Genomic DNA, 17777 nt, shown 5'->3' with positions numbered 1-17777 from the left:
GCTCAGCAGCCAGCTGATAGTACTCAACGGCTTTCTTATCACTTTGCGCTACGCCTCTTCCGTGCTCATACATCACACCCAGATTGCACTGGCCGTGCGCATGCCCTTGCTCAGCAGCCAGCTGATAGTACTCAACGGCTTTCTTATCACTTTGCGCTACGCCTCTTCCGTGCTCATACATCACACCCAGATTGCACTGACCAAGCGCGTCCCCCTGCTCTGCCGCCAGCTGGTAATACTCAACCGCTTTCTCATTACTTTGCGCTACACCTTTTCCATTTACATACATAAAGCCCAGGTTGAATTGAGCATTTGCATTCCCCTGTTCTGCGGCCAAATGGTAATACTCAACCGCTTTCTCATTACTTTGCGCTACACCTTTTCCGCGCTCATACATCAAGCCCAGGCCGAACTGACCGCGCGCATCCCCCTGCTCTGCGGCCAACTGATAATACTCAACCGCCTTCTCATCACTTTGCGCTACACCTTTTCCGCGTTCATACATAAAGCCCAGGTTGCACTGACCGCGCGCATCTCCTTGCTCAGCGGCCAACCGGTAATACTCAACCGCCTTCACATCACTTTGTGCTACGCCTTTTCCGCGCTCATACATAAAGCCCAGGTTGCACTGAGCATTTGCATCTCCCTGTTCAGCGGCCAACTGGTAATACTCAACCGCTTTCTCATTACTTTGCGCTACGCCTTTTCCTTGTCGATACATTAAGCCCAGATTGTACTGAGCGCGCGCACTTCCCTGCTCTGCGGCCAGTTGATGATACTCAACCGCTTTCTCATCACTTTGCGCTACGCCTTTTCCTTGTCGATACATTAAGCCCAGATTGTACTGAGCGCGCGCACTTCCCTGCTCTGCGGCCAGCTGATGATACTCAACCGCTTTCTCATCACTTTGCGCTACGCCTTTTCCTTGTCGATACATTAAGCCAAGGTTGCACTGAGCATTTACATTTCCCTGCTCCGCAGCCAACCGGTAATACTCAACCGCCGTCTTATCACTTTGCACTACGCCTTTGCCGAGCTCATACATTAAACCCAGGTTGCACTGACCGCGCGCATCTCCTTGCTCCGCAGCCAACCGGTAATACTCAACCGCCTTCACATCACTTTGTGCTACGCCTTTTTCGAGCTCATACATTAAACCCAGGTTGCACTGACCGCGCGCATCTCCTTGCTCAGCGGCCAACCGGTAATACTCAACCGCTTTCCCATCACTTTGCGCTACCCCTTTTCCTTGTTGATATATATATCCCATGCTGCATTGAGCGCGTGCATCTCCCTGCTCCGCAGCCAACCGGTAATACTCAACCGCCTTCACATCACTTTGTGCTACGCCTTTTCCGAGCTCATACATTAAACCCAGGTTGTATTGACCGCGCGCATCTCCCTGCTCCGCAGCCAACCGATAATACTCAACCGCTTTCTCATCACTTTGTGCTACGCCTTTTCCTTGCTCATACATAAAGCCGAGACGACGCTGAGATGTAGGGCAATGCTGCTTTGCTGCTTGTTTAATCCAGTAAGCGGCTTGCTTATAATTTTGCTCGACTTCTTTACCTGTGTAATAGGCATCGCTCAACCCATATTGCGCTTCAACATCGCCACCTTGGGCTTTCTCAATGAGTGCTTCAATCTCTGGAGTTAGTTCGGGGTTATGTTCTGACATCAATATTCCTTTTAAACTGCTTAACCCCGCAAGATTCTGATATGGGGCTTTATGCCCTTATTAAACGGTATTTTATGATGGCTTACAATGGGATGGATTTTACCCAGTGAGTGCCGGATGTTTGTACGAGGGAGAAAGCCCTAAATCAGTATTGGTGTTAGCGAAGTGAAAAGTGATACGGAAAAATGGTCCACCGACTCGTCAGTGGGTGGACCTGTGGGTCACCCTCGCGGGTTATTTAATCGGGGTCTGGAAACCTTTGGGCTTAATGGCCAGTACGGAGCACTGGGTTTGTTCCAGGATCGATTCGGCGGTGTTGCCGATTATCAAACCCGGAATACCGACACGGCCGACTGTGCCCATCACGATTAGGTCAATCTGGTGTTTTTGTGCCAGCAGGGGGATCTCTTTGCTGGCTTTGCCCTTGACCTGATGTAGCTTGGGTTGCAGGTACTGAACGGCCGACTTGTCGAATAGTGCGTCCATTTTTGTCACCAGCCGGGCCAGTTTAGTGGCGCAGTCTCTGCGCCCCTGCTCTACATAATCATCCACCTGTTCGTCCGACTGATGCGCAAAGGTGCCGTAGCGCAGCCAGTCTTCGGCGTAGGCATCCCAGGCACTGCCCACATGCAGCTCAGACAGTTCAGGCAGGCTTAACGATATGCTGTATTCCATTACGGCCTGATTGAGTTTGTCTTGCACTTGTTCATCATCCAGCTCTCTGAAGCTGTCGTTCACGTCGACCGTGGCCAGAATTTTACCAAAGGCATCGAGCTGGCCGGGCTTAAGCATGAGCACCGGGCAGGGGCATTTACGCAGTAAGTGCATGTCTTCACTGCCCAGCATGCGATCCATCCAGTCTGCGTCTTCGGCGCACTTGACCACCAGGTCGTACTGATCATCGACCGCGCGCTTAATGATCTCAATAAAGCCGATCCCGGTGCACACTATGATGGCGGGATCCTGGTCTGAGTCCAGCGCTTTGATCTTGGCTTCAATGGCGGCCCGCTTGTTGGCGATCAGCTCTTCTAGCTGGCTGGCGTACTCTTCTTTGCTGGTAAAAAATGCGCGCCAGTGCTTGGCCTCCTTTAATACCGAGATAAAGGTAACGTCGGCCTGGTTATCGCGCGCCAGCTGGAGGGTTTGCACCACGGCGGTGTCCATGGTTGCTTGCGGGTCTACCACACATAATATCTTGTTAAATCGTCTCATTATTTACCTCTAACTGGGCGCTGGCTGGTGTTGCCGCCTTAACACGCTCTACCGCCCGCTCGGCGGCGTCATGAAATGGCATCAGTACCAGTGTAGCGCCTTTTTCTTCCAGCAGTGGCTGGTCGTGCTGGTGCTGGGTAGAAATGGCAATGCCGCCGCTATAGTGTTGTTGTTTCAGGCCGTCTATCAGTGCCAGGCGCGGATCTTCATGGGTTACGCCCAAATCATGCTGTGGCATAGCCGACACCACCCACTTAACGCCCTGCAGCGGCAGGTCGTTCACAAACGCTGGATCACTGGCATCGCCATACATCACCAGGTGGCCGTCGTTACGCCAGCGCCTGACTTCGTCGGGGTTAAAGTCTACAGCCAGCAACTTGAAGCCTTCTTTTTGCAGATAGTGGGCCAGTGCCTTACCGTAGCGGCCAAGCCCAAACAGGATCACATCATAGGCTTGCTCTGATGATGGCTGGCTTTCGAGCGCTTCTTCTCGGAATGGTTTTTCGCGCTCAAACACGCCAAGCCAGCGCTCCAGCTTGTTATACAGTCCATGGGAGTAAGTGATCATATACACCGACATGGCAATGGTAATAAGCCCCACCAGCGTGACCAGCCCCAGAGAATCGGCCGACACATGGCCAAGCGTGAGTCCCATGGCCATAAAGATAAGTGAAAATTCACTGATCTGCGCTACGGTTAACCCGGCCAGAAAGCCGGTGCGTTTGCGATAGCCCATCAGCCCCATGATCACCATCACAATGATAGGGTTACCAATGAGTACAAACAGCGACAATATCAGCGCCGGGAACACCTGAGCGCCTAGCAGGCTCAGGTCCAGTTGGGTCCCCAGGGCAATAAAGAAAAACAGCAGCAGAAAGTCGCGTAGCGAAGCCAGGCGTGCAACTATGGCCTCTCTGAATGGAGTAGATGCCAAAGATATCCCCGCCAGCAAGCCGCCCAGCTCTTTACTAAAGCCCAGCTGGCTGCCGATTGCCGCCAGCAACGTCGCCCAGCCGATGGCAAAGGTGATCAATAACTCCTTAGAGCGGGCGATACGGCTGACCAGTGGGGTGGCCATATAACGGATAAACACCAGTACGAATGCAAGCATGATCAACCCATACAGCATTACGCTGCCTATTTGCGCCAGCGCTGAGTATGTGCCGCCCGATTGCGCGCCTATACCCAGGGCTGAGAGCACCATCATCGCCAGCACTACTACTAAGTCCTGGACTATCAAAAAGCCCACCGCGATACGCCCATGGAGGGAATCTACTTCGCGTTTATCCGACAGCAGTTTGACGATAATAATGGTACTGGAAAAGGTCAGCGCAACGGCAACATACAAGGAGGTAACGGTATCCAGCCCCAACATTTTGCCGAGTAAAAAGCCAATGGCGGAGGTAAATGCAACTTGCCCAAGTCCGGTGGCCAGTGCGACGGGCCCAAGTGTACGAATGAGTTTCAGGTCAAGCTTAAGGCCTACCAGGAATAACAATACTGCAATGCCCAGTTCGGCCAGCAGTTCAATGTGTTCATGAGACTGAACGATGTTTAAAGCCGAAGGCCCGGCAACCACCCCCACGGCAATAAAACTCACAATCATGGGTTGGCGAAGTAACACGCCAATAAACCCCAGCGCGGCGGCCAACACCACCAGCGCAGTGAGCTCATAAAAAGCCGACAGATGGATAAAACTTAGGTCGAGCATTGCACCTCCTTCCTCACGTTCAATGGCTTACAGCTTTACCTTAGTGGTCGCCAGCATCACAACTCCCTATGCAAAAATCAATCTAAGTTCTGTGGATCTTCGCCGACCATGTTCTACATCAAAATAGCAGCGAAAAGACGCCGTGGCATGCGTTTTATAGTATGAATTTACCGTATTTATAGGCAGTTATACTCGAAGTGTCGCGTAATTAGCAGACACAAAAAAGCCGCCCTCTCGGGCGGCTGGTGGGAATTCAACAATGTAATACAAGGAAAAGGGAGTGTGTGTTATTTACTCTCTAACAACTTACCGGTGCCAATCTCAATCTTTCTTGGCTTTAACGCTTCCGGTACTTCGCGTTCCAGGTCAATCAACAACAGGCCGTTCTCAAGCTCTGCGCCAATCACTTTGACGTGGTCGCCCAGCTGGAATTTACGCTCAAAGTTGCGCTCGGCAATGCCCTGGTGAATAAACTTACGGTCGGCTTTGTCTTCTTTGTTTTGCTTCTCGCCTTTGACGGTCAGCGTGTTATTTTCCGACTCAAGCGACAACTCCTGCTCCGTAAAGCCGGCCACCGCCATGGTAATTTGGTACTTGTCTTCCGCTAAAGCTTCGATGTTGTAAGGCGGGTAGCTTGGTTGCTTCTCGCTGCTACGCTGCGCCGCATCCATCATAGATGCAAGGTGGTCAAAGCCGATGAATGAACGATAAAGGGGTGATAAATCTACTGTACGCATAATCATATCCTCATAAAGCGATAATTAAGCCATTTACTCTTTGCAATAAACCAGTAAATAGCGGGTTTTTAACTCTAACATTACTTAAATAAAGACTTTTAAAACAAAGCCTTAGTTTGTTTCTGGACCCTTCCGGCGTCCTCACAGATCTATCTATGGCCGGGGCCAATGCTTTTCAAGCAAGTTTTTTGAAAAAAGTTTGAGGTTTCTTGTATGCCTATGATTTTTAGTTGTTTTTGTTTTTGGTTTTTTGCTTTGGATTTTTGCTCAGGTCAGCCACCTTTTTGCTGTCGGTGGTTCCCGGTTCAAGGCCGGGATGACGGAGGAGAGGCCGGGATGACGGATGTGTGGGTAAAGTTGAGTGCAAATATGAATGTGCCAAAGGTTTAATAAAGTCTAACTAAAGACATAGTTGCCATTTAGCAAACGAGCGGGATTAAGCAAGTAATGCACAAACTAGCAAACACAACCAGTCATCCCGCACTTGATGCGGGAACTTCTTAAAGGCTACTCGGTATTATTCTCATGCGGGGGCGCCGAGCCTGCGACGATACTTAATCGTCGGTTTAGGGTAGGTTATGAGTAAAGTACGTCCCTGTAGTTGCGTCCATCGCGCATCTCGACAATATGCTCCTGCATTGTTCTACTTTGGACTGGCAAGCAAAACCTGAGTTGCGCCCATTTGTGCTAAAGATACACACACCACCGTCACCCCGGCCAGCGAGCCGGGGTCTGCTTAAAAGCAACGCGAATGCTTTGAGTGAGTTATGAGTAAAGTACGTCCCTGTAGTTACGTCGATCGCGCATCTCGACAATGTGCTCCTGCATTGTTCTACTTTGGACTGGGCAAGCAACACCTGAGTTGCGCTCATTTGTGCTCGAGGTACACACACCACCGTCACCCCGTCCAGCGAGCTGGGGACTGCCTAAAAGCAACGCGAATGATTAGAGTGAGTCATGAGTAAAGTACGTCCCTGTAGTTACGTCCATCGCGCATCCATGCGCTCATCTCCTCAAGCTGCGACGATACTTAATCGTCGGTCTTTCGTCGTTCATCCAGGGCTCGCGTCCACTACAAAAGGCGATACTTAATCGCCTTTTGTAGTGGACCCCCAAACATTTGTGCGGGATTTTAGGCCTGCGCCTGTGCTGGCGTCCGGGGTGATGAACAATTGGCTTGGGCGAGCTGTTGGATCTTGCCAGTTGTGGTAGAGCGGGATCAGGCGCTCTTTGATCATATTTTCCAGCGAATGATTCACAAACAGGTTTTTACCCGGGAAAGCCGGGAATTCGACTTCGTTTTCATCGTGGCGCAGCGCTGAGGACGAAATAGGATCATAGTCGGTGCGGAAGTTGATCACATTACGCAGGCGCATGGTGTTGGCGAAATAACGGGCGTAAGTGTCGATGATCTTAGTGCCGGGTGAGGCAAAAACCCGGGTCTGAATGCCAGTGCGCACGCCAGAGTCGACTGCCGTATAACCGCCCAGGCTGTGGCCAGTTAAAACTACATTGTGGCTGGTTGACGCTTCGGGTATCTGATAACCGGGCGCAATAGATGCCTGATTGGCTGGATACTGCTCCAAAATGCGCTGGCAAAATTCAAAGGCGCTGCGCTGCCAGGCGATGTCGGTTTCGGCCAGGTTGGCAAAAAACAGTTTAAAGTCTTCGTACAGGTCGCCGGTATTAAAGGGGTTGGTGCCCTTGTAGGCAATGATCACTTCTTCTTCCAGGCCCTCAGAAGCAATGGCGGGTACTTTAACGGCAAAGGCATAGACACCGTCTACATTCAGTAATGTATCTATGATCTCGAGCTTACCGTTTGTAAGCATTAACTTCTGGTAAAGTGGATCATCATTGTAAGCAAAGGTGCCACCGGGTTCCAGACTGTACGCATAGGCTGAGGCAAACGCATAGCGCAGTACCTTGTTGTAGGCTATCACATCCAGACTGGTGCTGATCTCCTTGGCCTGCGCTGGGGTCAGTATAGGATATTCCCAGCCGACACTGCGGTCGGAGGCAAAAAAGCTGATATTATTACTGTACTGCGGGCCAAATTGCTGCGCCAGCGTTACCCGGCTCAACTCCTCAAGGGTAGCCTGCGCCTGGGCATCGCTGACCTCAACGCCGTTAATTTTTTCTACCACAAAATAGTTGCCATAAATGGCGGTGAGCGCGTTATCGTGCCAGTGTCCCTGCAACTTGGCATAGTCATCGCCTGCCAGCATCCAGTTTTTCTTTATCAGTTGAGAGCGTGGTACAAAGCCCGTATGTATGCCATAGCTTTGCACAAAGGTGGTGTCTTGTTTGATGGTTTGTGGGGTTGAGTCCAGCATAATTATCCTCCCGGATTGTGGTTTCCGAGAGCAAGTATGGAACACAATCCACGGTTCGCCAGTTACACGAACTTACAGTGCTGGGTAAAAACTTAACCCTTGCCTGAGCTGCACTGCTGCAATAGGATGAAAAAGTATGCATTAACCAGGGAGTGTGAGTGTGGCTGAGCGCAGCGTGTCAGTGCAGGGCAGTGCCAATCAGAGCATTATTATTACCGGCGATCATAATCAGGTGGGAGGCGCGGCGCAATTTCACATTCCGCTGGTGCGCCATCATACCCCTGCCCGGCGGCGTCAGGGCTCGCAAACCCCACCGAATGTGCTGGATATTCTCAGCGCGCACAACAAAGCATTGAGCTTACAGGGCCGGGAGCACGAGCTGACGATACTCAATGAATGGCTAAATGACGACAGGGATATCTCTGTCTTTGCCATCACCGCCTCCGCAGGCAGTGGCAAAACCCGTCTGGCCATTGAGCTGTGCGAGCAGGCAGAGCAGCAAGCGGGCTGGGCTGCAGGCTTTGTGCGTAGCGATGACTTAGCAGAGCTGGCACATGCCTTTAAATTTGCTCAGGCTAACTGGTCCCACTCTTTATTGCTGGTGGTTGATTATGCCGGGGCCAATGCGCAAGCATTGGCGCAATGGCTGGATGCCCTGTCTCAGCTCGACGAGCTGGTCGATGGTATCCGGGTGCGTATCTTGCTGCTGGAGCGCGAAGCCAGTAAAGAGGCCGGCTGGTGGCATACGTTAACAGGCTCTGCATTAGGCAGCGACCAGGCGCGGCTTGACCTGTTTACTCAGTTTGAGCCCTATGCGCTGGCCGGTCTGAGTGATATCTCAGTACGGCGAGCAGTATTGTGTGCTGCACTGAATGGAGCGCAAGCGCTGGTGCCGAACCTTCAAGCCAGTACAATCCCCGTGCCAGGTGAACAACCCGACTTTGATACTGCGCTGGCCGACCCGCGGTTTGGTAATCCACTGGCGCTGGTTATGGCCGGTATTCTGTGCCGGGACATGTCGCCGCACGCGGCCTTATCATTACATTATCTGGCCGCAGCTGAAAAACTGGCGCTACGAGAAATCGACCGTTTTAACATGTATTTTGGCGAAGGGGGCGATGCCACTAAGCTGGCCCATTGCCTGTGTTTTCATTTACTGTGTGGCGGGCTCCGAGTTGCCGATATGCGCCAGACGCTCAGTGCTGAGCTGATCGCCATGGGCTGGCATAGTTCTGGCCTGGATAAAGAGTTACTGGCATTGCAGCAGGCGTTTCCGCCAGCGGAAGACGGAGACGAAACAGCCAGGCTGTCGACCACTCAGCCCGATCTCATAGCCGAGGCCATGTGTATACAGCTTTTACAAAGTGACAGGGAGCGAAGCTTAAAAGCGCCCGATATCCTGGCTCGTACCCTTGAGTACGGTCAGGAACTGGCCGCCGCCGCACTGGTTCGCCTATTACAAGACTTTGCCTGTCCGGTCAGCCAGCCAACCGCTCAGCAGGCTCAGTTGTTAAAGTGGGCAGAGCTGCTGGTTGAGGATAATCAGCATAATCCTATGCTGTTAGCATTACTCAATGATGCTATGCCACTTAGTTCTATTGCTCTGGCCGAAATAGCCTGTAAATTGGCAACGATTTTATATCAGCAAAGCCAGATTCAGACTGAGCAGCTCAGTGCAGCTAATGTAGCGCGTTTGGCCATGTCACTAAATAATTTGGCCAACCGGCAAAGCAAGTTAGGCCAGCGCGAAGCAGCCCTCGCTAGCGCAACTGAGGCCGTTGAATTAAGAAGAAAGTTGGCGCAGACCCGCCCCGATGCCTTTTTGCCCTACCTGGCTACATCACTGAATAATTTGGCTAACCGGCAAAGTGGTTTAGGCCAGCGCGAAGCTGCCCTCGTTAGCGCAACTGAGGCTGTTGAATTAAGAAGAAAGTTGGCGCAGACCCGCCCCGATGCATTTTTGTCCTACCTGGCTACATCACTGAATAATTTGGCTAACCGGCAAAGCGAGTTAGGCCAGCGCGAAGCTGCCCTCGCTAGCGCAGCTGAGGCCGTTGAATTAAGAAGAAAGTTGGTGCAGGCCCGCCCCGATACCTTTTTGCCCGGCTTGGCTGGCTCACTGAATAATTTGGCCAACCGGCAAAGCGAGTTAGGCCAGCGCGAAGCGGCCCTCGCTAGCGCAACGGAGGCCGTTGACTTAAGGAGAAAGTTGGCGCAGGCCTGCCCCGATGCCTTTTTGCCTAACCTAGCTACATCACTGAATAATTTGGCCAATCGGCAAAGCAAGTTAGGCCAGCGCGAAGCTGCCCTCGTTAGCGCAACTGAGGCCGTTGAATTAAGAAGAAAGTTGGCGCAGGCCTGCCCCGATGCCTTTTTGCCTAACCTGGCTGCATCACTGAATAATTTGGCCAATCGGCAAAGCAAGTTAGGCCAGCGCGAAGCTGCGTTGTTCAGTTCAAAAGAGGCGGTGCAGTTATTGTCACCTTATTTTATAAAGTGGCAAGAGGCCTACAAATCGAGGATGGAAACTATGCTGGTCAATTACCTCCGTTTATGTGAAACAACAGATCAGGAGCCGGATATTGAACTGATCCTTCCAATTATCGAAAAACTCAATGAATTAGAACAGGAGTAATCCCCATGACAGACAGGACAATACAGGTGGGTGGCAACGCCAATGGTGCGGTGTTAAACACAGGTGATCATAACCAGATTGTTGCCGCCCCCAAAATCACCATGCCTGAGCCTCAGGCGGTGGATATTCAGCAGGCGCTGAGTGAGTTAACCATAGCACTGGGAGAGCTTAGCATTGCGCAGCCGCGCAAACTGAATAATGCGCTGGAGGAGGCACAAGAGGAAGTTGAACAGGCGCAGCCGGATAAGGCTGAGGTGGCGGAGTCGCTGGCGCGTGCGGCAAAAATAGCCAAAGATGCTGAAAGCTTTGCCTGCCATAGTGAAAAGTTGGTCGAGCGTTTTACTCCGGTGCTGGGCTGGTTGGGCTCTCATGCGACCCGAGTGGCCGAAGCACTGGGCATGGCTATTTAATCGGCTTGTTACAGCAGACAAAAAAGCCGCCCTCTCGGGCGGCTGGTGGGAATTCAACAATGTAATACAAGGAAAAGGGAGTGGGTGTTTTATTTGCTCTCTAGCAACTTACCGGTGCCAATCTCAATCTTTCTCGGCTTTAACGCTTCCGGTACTTCGCGCTCCAGGTCAATCAGTAACAGGCCATTTTCAAGCTCTGCGCCAATCACTTTGACGTGGTCGCCCAGCTGGAATTTGCGCTCAAAGTTGCGCTCGGCAATGCCCTGGTGAATAAACTTACGGTCGGCTTTGTCTTCTTTGTTTTGCTTCTCGCCTTTGACGGTCAGCGTGTTATTTTCCGACTCAAGCGACAACTCCTGCTCCGTAAAGCCGGCCACCGCCATGGTAATTTGGTATTTGTCTTCCGCTAAAGCTTCGATGTTGTAAGGCGGGTAGCTGGGCTGTTTTTCGCTGCTACGCTGCGCCGCATCCATCATAGATGCAAGGTGGTCAAAGCCGATGAATGAACGGTAAAGGGGTGATAAATCTACTGTACGCATAATCATATCCTCATAAAGCGATAATTAAGCCATTTACTCTTTGCAATAAACCAGTAAATAGCGGGTTTTTAACTCTTACATTACTTAAATAAAGGCTTTTAAAACAAAGCCTTAGTTTGGTTTGGGACCCTTCCGGCGTCCTCACAAATCTATCTATGGCCGGGGCCAATGCTTTTCAAGCAAGTTTTTTGAAAAAAGTTTGACTTTTCTTATATCTATTTGATTTTAATTGGTTTTGTTTTTGGTTTTTTGCTTTGGATCTTTGCTACGGTCAGCCACCGTTTTGCTGTCGGTGGTTCCCGGCTCAAGGCCGGGATGACAAAGGTGAGGCCGGGATGACGGAGGCAAAGCTGGGATGACAAAGGTAAGGCTGGGATGACAAAGGTAAGGCTGGGATGACAAAGGTAAGGCTGGGATGACAAAGGTAAGGCTGGGATGACAAAGGTAAGGCCGGGATGACGAAGGCTAAGCCGGGATGACGAAGGCTAAGCCGGGATGACGAAGGCTAAGCTGGGATGACGAAGGCTAAGCTGGGATGACGAAGGCTAAGCTGGGATGACGAAGGCTAAACCGGGATGACGAAGGCTAAACCGGGATGACGAAGGCTAAGCTGGGATGACGGAGGCGAAGCTGGGATGACGGATATGTGGGTAAAGTTGAGTGCAAATATGAATGTGCCAAAGGTTTAATAAAGTCTAACTAAAGACATAGTTGCCCTTTAGCAAACGAGCGAGATTAAGCGAGTAACGCACAACCTAGCAAACACGACCAGTCATCCCGCACTTGATGCGGGATCTACTTGAATACACTGCCATACCAGCAGATGGACCATGAAGCATGTGTCGCTTGGTCTTTTACGCCGCGGGTCGCAGAGCCAGATGAGGCTGCAAATTGGCACTAATGCGACCCAGTGATGCAAAAGTGCCACTTGTGCTGCGATTAAACCAGTTTGGCTTTGCCGGCCTTAACGGTAAAGCGCTTGCCAATGTGCGACTGATCATTCTTAAAGCCGACGAACGGCACGTGGTGCCAGCTGGCGTTTAGTTCATCCTGAGTGATGTCCAGGGTCACAAAACCGCGGTTGGCCAGGTCGATATAGCGGATGTGAGGATTCTCCGGGATCAGAATTTTACCAACATCGCCCACCAACTGTTGCAGGCCCGGCACCGGGATTGATGGTGATGTGACCGACGAGGTGACGATCTCTACCGCAATGGCCCCTTCGTGGGTAAAGCGGTTGTATTCGTGCCAGTCATAGGGGTTTTTACAGATGTTTGCGGCCCACGACGAGTGTACATCACCGGTTAAGAACACCACGTTCTCTATCTGGTTTTGTTCAATAAAATCAAGCAAACGATGACGTGCTGCCGGGTAACCATCCCAGGCATCGCCATTGATGGGTTTGCCCAGCATCTGAATTTGCATCATCTGTACCTGCTGGCCCAGCAGCTTCCACTGCACGCCGTTTTGCTTGGCCTCAAACAGGTTGTCGTACAGCCATTGTTCCTGTTCGTAGCCCAGCAAAGTACGTGACTCATCCAGGCGCGCCGGATCTTTGATCTCAACTTGCTGATCGCGGCCGATCAAACGGGTGTCGAGCATATTCAGATCCAGCAAAGATCCAAACTGAAAGCGGCGATAAGATCGCTCCCGGTTGTTGTCACTCGGCTCACGGATCGGCATCCACTCATAATAGGTTTTAATGGCCGCTGCCTTACGGGTTTGCCAGTCGCCCTCGCCGTCATTGTGGTTCTCTGCCCCGCCCGACCAGGTATCGTTGGTAAATTCATGGTCATCCCATATACAGATCATGGGGTGGGTCTGATGCAGGGTTTGCAGATCTTCGTCAGTTTTATAGCAGGCATGGCGCACCCGGTAGTCCTCCAGCGTCACCATTTCGTGAGCTGGCTGAACTTTACGGTTCCAAAGGAACGGATTACGGTAGACATCTTTGTTACCGTACTCGTACAAGTAGTCACCCAGGTGTAGCACGGCATCCAGATCGTCAATTTCTGCGATACGGGCATACACATTAAAATACCCATAGCTAAAGTGCGAGCACGACGTCATGGCCAGCTTAACCTGGTTAACATCATAGGCTGGCAGAGTTTTGGTACGCCCTGTCGGCGAGGTGATGGGCTTATCCAGCTCATCAATGATAAAGCGATAATAATAGCGGGTATCGGGGGCAAGCCCCGTTGCATCTACCTTAACGGTGAAGTCGCGTTGTCCATCGGTTATCTCATACCCCTCTGTCACCAGCACAGAAAACTGCGGATCCTCTGAGACCTGCCAGAGCACTTTAACACTGAGCGTGGCCATATCAACCCGCTCCTGCACCTCGGGCGGAATGGTAATGCGGGTCCATAAGATCACCCGGTCATCTAACGGGTCGCCACTGGCAACGCCATGGCTGAATGGACTTTGAGAAAAGGTACAGCCACTCAGCCCCAGCGTGAGGGGAACGGTGGACAGCATCATACTGGTTTTAAAGAATTCGCGACGGGATAGGCTCATAAGTAAATACTCTAATTATCATTTTTGGGCGGTATTTAAACGCGTTTATGTTAATTTTATATAGCAAAATTATTACATTGAATGCGCTTTTCTGCCAAACTAGCCGCTTTGATTTAAAACTGACGCGATAATGGCTATAACTAAGGGAATTGGGTCAGAGAATAAGCAGATGAGAGTGATTGATATCAGGTTGTATCTCAGAGTGTGGTGCTTTCTTATTTTGGGCGGGGTGTTTTTTGGGTCGCAGGCTCGTGCGCAGCAGCCGTGCGTCAGCGAAGTGAAAATTGGTGTTGTGGCAGACTGGCCGCCACTGACGGCCGTTGATGAGGCCGGTGCATATGGGCTGGATGTAGAGATTGCCCGCAAGGTGTTTGCCGAGCTGAATATCTGTCCGCGTTTTTTGCGTCTGCCCACGTCTGCCCGTAGTTTAGATCAACTGGGTAAAGGAACCGTCGATGTCTTGCTGATGGTTAGCTACGTGCAGGAACGTGCCGAGTTAGGGGTGTTTTCTGCCCCCTACCGGTGGGAAAAAATGCGGCTCTTTTCTCTTCGTCAGCCACGTATGGCCATAGATTTAAAAGCGCTGTTGCGGCTGGGGTACCGGATAGGTTTAAGTATTGGCTCTTACTATGGCGAAGAGCTTAAAAACCTCGCCGAAAGTCCAAACTTTGGGCATTTGCTGGTCGGGATTTCTGGTAGCACTCAGCGCGTCGAGATGCTGGCTAAAAAGCGTGTCGACTTTATTATTGAAGACGAGATACTTGGCCGGTTTATGGCGCGAAAACTCGGCATAAAGAACGTCTATATATGGGACTATCCGGTCCATAACAATCAGGTGCACTTTCTATTGCGCAAGGGGTTGTTTGATGCGGCACAACTGACACGTTTTAATGGGGTAATAGAAAGATTGCGCCCTGATATCGACAAACTGGTGGAGCGCTACACCCACCATAATGTACCTCGCTGAACTAACTGAAACAGGCGGTAATATAATTACCGCTTTAATGTGGTCTACACTAAGGGAGCCAACGGAGCCGCAATAAAGGAAAAAACAATGCGCAAACACATTCTCCCTTTGTTTGTTTTACTCTCTGGGTGTATGGGCACTGCAGACAGTGCCGCCAATAACCCGCAAGTTTACGCCGCATATACTATGCTGGCACCCACGCAAAAAGGTGGCGTGCAAATCTATGCCAGAGCGATAGTCGATGGTGCACACATCACAGATCAGCAATGCCCACAATTGGTGCCCTCAGGTGGTGAGGCGATAAAAACCCGGGCCAGACGGTTAAATCCGGATCCAGATAATTTTCCGGTGTCGGTTTGTGAGGCTGTGATCAGCCCGGATACTCAGTATCGCCTGTCTTATGGCGGCATTGAACTGGCGCCAGTTACCCTAGCACCTGAGCAAATTCAGGTGTTTGGTGATTCGGGTTGTAAAAGTTCTGTGTGCGCAGGCGTAAGTGCAGCGCAGCCCTTTGCTCAGCTTGCGGATCTGGGAGCACAGCAAACCAAACAGTTAATCCTGCATATGGGCGATTTCAACTACCGCGGCACTTCGGGCAGTATCAGCAAAGACATTTATGCTTATGATGCGGGAGATGGTGGCTATGGTGGCCCGTCATGTGGATTAACTGAAACCTATTACTCGCAAAATGCCAGTGGCAGTCCGAAACCTGATACCTGGCAGAGCTGGCAGGCGGACTTATTTGCACCGGCTAAGTCTTTGCTGGCCAGCGCCCCCTGGGTATTTGCCCGAGGCAATCATGAACTATGCAGTCGCGCGGGCCCTGGCTGGTTTTACTTTCTGGGACCTGGTTCAGACTTACCCGACGGTATTGCACAGCAATCTTGCCCTTATCAGGGGGAGTTCAGCCAGCCGCCCAGCGAGGCAAGCGATCATATTGTGATGATAGACCCCTATCTGCTGGAGCTGGACTCTCTGGCGCTGTGGGTGATGGATTCGGCCAATGCCTGCGATTCTCGCTCGCCACAAACCCTTACGCGCCAATATCGTGACCAGTACTCCCAGTTGCAGAACCTCGCGTCGCGGGTGAAAACCCCGTTATGGATGATGACACACAGACCGCTGTGGGGACAAAGCGGCCCGGTTGGCACGCCCTCAATCACAAACATGCTGCAAACGGCGCTCAAAACTACCCTGTCACAGCAGTTACCGCCTGAGGTCAGCTTGTCCCTGTCGGGGCATATGCATATTTACCAGTCACTGGCTTTTGGTAAGGGTAGCGGTCGTCCGTCTCAGTTGGTGGTGGGGAACAGTGGCGTCAGCCTGAGTTCAACTGGTGCTAACAGCGGGTTTAGTACTCAGATTGATGGTAAACGCGCGCAGGGCAATACTCAGGGAGAGTTTGGCTATATCACGATTCAGCTGGAAAAAGACAATCAATGGCAGGGGCAGTTTTACAACACCCAGGGGCAGGTTTTCCTTAAGTGTGGCAGCAAGCAGGCTGAGCAAGGTAAAGCGCTTTGTCAGATTGCACGCTAAGATAACAGGTCGCCACGGGATGAATGAGTGGCGACAATCACCTTGTTTATCAGGTCAACTGCCTGCTCAGGTGTGAGCGCCTTGTTTGGGCTGATGCTTACCCCTGGTGAGCCAGCTCGGGCGCCAGGTTGAGCGAGTCCAGCTGTGCAAAATGCTGGGTGCCCTGACGCCGCACACTGGCCAGATATTAATACTGACCGTGAAATTAAACCTGACTGTGACTGGATAACGCTTTCGCAATGCAGCAAGGGAGATTGTACTGGTATTCAAAGGGAATGTGTTTTTTTCGATGAGAAAACAGCTCTACTTTAGCGCTAATTGGTGCTAAAAAATGGTTGGCTACTTAGATAAATTCACCGATAACCAGTCATCAGCGCCGTTGAAGTGCAAAGTGTGGACCGTGTCCTGTGTTTTGAAGTTGACCATATTGACCTGTTCTGACCAGACATCTCTGAGCGCGTCGTGACGCATTTGCAGGCGATTCAACACATCGGGCATGGGGGCACGCTGGGTTACCCAGAAAAACTGACCATCAATACTACCGCTGTATAAGGTAAGTGGTATGGTTTTACCGGTTTCATCTTTCAGCCTTACAGTCGCATGCACATACTCAGCAAAGCGAGTTCTGTCTGACGCGTTTTGAAATAGATCAGCTTCTTCACCAAACAGTTTTTCAACGGCATGCTCTGTGTCATGCAGATAAAATCGGTGCATGAGTTCGAGCTGGTCACTACCGGGGTCAATCAGCACTGTTGTCATCGCGGCCTTTATCTGGTGTGCTGTTGCGGTGTTTACCCAAATTAATGCCAGTGCGGCAATCAGCCGATCCTTCATGTGGTCCCCCTTGGTTACTGTCGGGCTCTATCATATCGCGATTTGGCGCTGAATATTGTTATTTTACTGCTGACCTTGTTATCCAGATTAAAATAATCAGTATGCGGTGAGCGCATTTGTTTTTTCATTGGTTAAAGGTGTGATGTAATTGAAGGCAAGTTATGAAGGCTGTATCGGGCCTGCATTCTTGGTATGTAAAAATGACATGACCTGTGTGTCAAAATGACAATAAATTTCCGTGCCAAGTCCCCATTTTGCAAATTTATTGTCTCTATTTTACAAATAAATTAAAAAAGCCAAATTCAATGGTTGAAATCGGAACTAAATTCCCAGTAAAATCGCGGACTTTTCAATCGGCGAGTAAAACTGGCGTTGGTTTTGCTCTGTACTAAGTACCCGTTTAGCTTAAAATGTGGTGAGCAGTATGGATTTCTACATACTAAAAAAACATGAGAAACTCGTTGCCATACCGGCGGACGAACAGAACTGTAAAGAGTATTTAGACAACGGCTATTTTTACGTTGATAAAGTGGCCGCATGTAACGAAAAATCGGCACTGAAACGATTACATGGTAAACAAAACCGTTATCTCAGAGCACTTTGGTTACTGGTGATACCTGTCGTGATTTACGCCTGGCGTCAACTCAGCCATTAACCTC

The 17777-nt window shown here is 50.8% G+C and carries 13 protein-coding genes; 5 read left to right on the top strand and 8 right to left on the bottom strand.

The features are described 5' to 3' along the window. From ACXAH1_RS16360 to ACXAH1_RS16340, 5 genes are all read right to left on the bottom strand, one after another. Nucleotides 1-1681, bottom strand: a 1681-nt coding sequence (locus ACXAH1_RS16360; protein WP_475198108.1) for an SEL1-like repeat protein, incomplete at its 3' end; no start/stop codon positions are given. 234 nt (nucleotides 1682-1915) lie between these two features. Beyond that, complete coding sequence (locus ACXAH1_RS16355; protein ID WP_475198106.1) at nucleotides 1916-2893, bottom strand: universal stress protein; 978 nt, start codon at nucleotides 2891-2893, stop codon at nucleotides 1916-1918. Continuing rightward, a complete protein-coding gene (locus tag ACXAH1_RS16350; protein WP_475198105.1) occupies nucleotides 2880-4604 on the bottom strand; it encodes a cation:proton antiporter in 1725 nt (574 codons plus the stop codon). Before ACXAH1_RS16350 ends, ACXAH1_RS16355 begins: the two co-directional genes overlap by 14 nt. Before the next feature lie 287 nt (nucleotides 4605-4891). After that, nucleotides 4892-5341, bottom strand: coding sequence for an Hsp20 family protein (locus ACXAH1_RS16345; RefSeq protein ID WP_475198099.1), 450 nt, complete (start codon nucleotides 5339-5341; stop codon nucleotides 4892-4894). A 1088-nt stretch (nucleotides 5342-6429) separates the two neighbouring features. After that, a complete protein-coding gene (locus tag ACXAH1_RS16340) occupies nucleotides 6430-7677 on the bottom strand; it encodes an alpha/beta hydrolase family protein (protein ID WP_475198103.1) in 1248 nt (415 codons plus the stop codon). A 160-nt stretch (nucleotides 7678-7837) separates the two neighbouring features. Between ACXAH1_RS16340 and ACXAH1_RS16335 the strand changes: the two genes are divergently transcribed. Both ACXAH1_RS16335 and ACXAH1_RS16330 read left to right on the top strand, forming a co-directional pair. Then, nucleotides 7838-10312 (top strand): tetratricopeptide repeat protein, encoded by a 2475-nt coding sequence (locus ACXAH1_RS16335; protein ID WP_475198101.1) that lies wholly within the window; start codon nucleotides 7838-7840, stop codon nucleotides 10310-10312. Between the two features lie 5 nt (nucleotides 10313-10317). Beyond that, nucleotides 10318-10722, top strand: coding sequence for a hypothetical protein (locus ACXAH1_RS16330; RefSeq protein WP_475198100.1), 405 nt, complete (start codon nucleotides 10318-10320; stop codon nucleotides 10720-10722). Between the two features lie 89 nt (nucleotides 10723-10811). Here ACXAH1_RS16330 and ACXAH1_RS16325 read toward each other — a convergent pair whose 3' ends face one another. Together ACXAH1_RS16325 and ACXAH1_RS16320 are read right to left on the bottom strand one after the other, a co-directional pair. After that, entirely contained in the window at nucleotides 10812-11261 is a 450-nt protein-coding gene (locus ACXAH1_RS16325; protein WP_475198099.1) for an Hsp20 family protein, read from the bottom strand. Nucleotides 11262-12200: 939 nt separating this feature from the next. Then, on the bottom strand, nucleotides 12201-13778 hold the full coding sequence (locus ACXAH1_RS16320; RefSeq protein WP_475198097.1) for an alkaline phosphatase D family protein: 1578 nt from the start codon (nucleotides 13776-13778) through the stop codon (nucleotides 12201-12203). A gap of 169 nt (nucleotides 13779-13947) precedes the next feature. Here ACXAH1_RS16320 and ACXAH1_RS16315 point away from each other — a divergent pair, with 169 nt between their 5' ends. Both ACXAH1_RS16315 and ACXAH1_RS16310 read left to right on the top strand, forming a co-directional pair. Then, nucleotides 13948-14745 carry a substrate-binding periplasmic protein gene (locus ACXAH1_RS16315; protein ID WP_475198095.1) on the top strand — a complete coding sequence of 266 codons (798 nt, stop codon included), beginning with the start codon at nucleotides 13948-13950 and terminating at the stop codon, nucleotides 14743-14745. Between the two features lie 87 nt (nucleotides 14746-14832). Continuing rightward, nucleotides 14833-16284, top strand: a complete 1452-nt coding sequence (locus ACXAH1_RS16310) for a metallophosphoesterase (RefSeq protein ID WP_475198093.1) — start codon at nucleotides 14833-14835, stop codon at nucleotides 16282-16284. A gap of 339 nt (nucleotides 16285-16623) precedes the next feature. On the opposite strand, the gene ACXAH1_RS16305 is transcribed toward ACXAH1_RS16310, so the two are convergent. Next, nucleotides 16624-17118, bottom strand: a complete 495-nt coding sequence (locus ACXAH1_RS16305; protein WP_475198091.1) for a DUF6702 family protein — start codon at nucleotides 17116-17118, stop codon at nucleotides 16624-16626. A gap of 424 nt (nucleotides 17119-17542) precedes the next feature. Here ACXAH1_RS16305 and ACXAH1_RS16300 point away from each other — a divergent pair, with 424 nt between their 5' ends. Next, nucleotides 17543-17773 carry a hypothetical protein gene (locus ACXAH1_RS16300; RefSeq protein ID WP_253044687.1) on the top strand — a complete coding sequence of 77 codons (231 nt, stop codon included), beginning with the start codon at nucleotides 17543-17545 and terminating at the stop codon, nucleotides 17771-17773. The last annotated feature ends 4 nt before the right edge of the window (nucleotides 17774-17777 follow it).

This window comes from Pseudoalteromonas sp. AWH4_217 (assembly GCF_056161105.1).
Note: the sequence above shows the minus strand (reverse complement) of the source record. Positions and strands in the feature narration are given on the sequence as shown.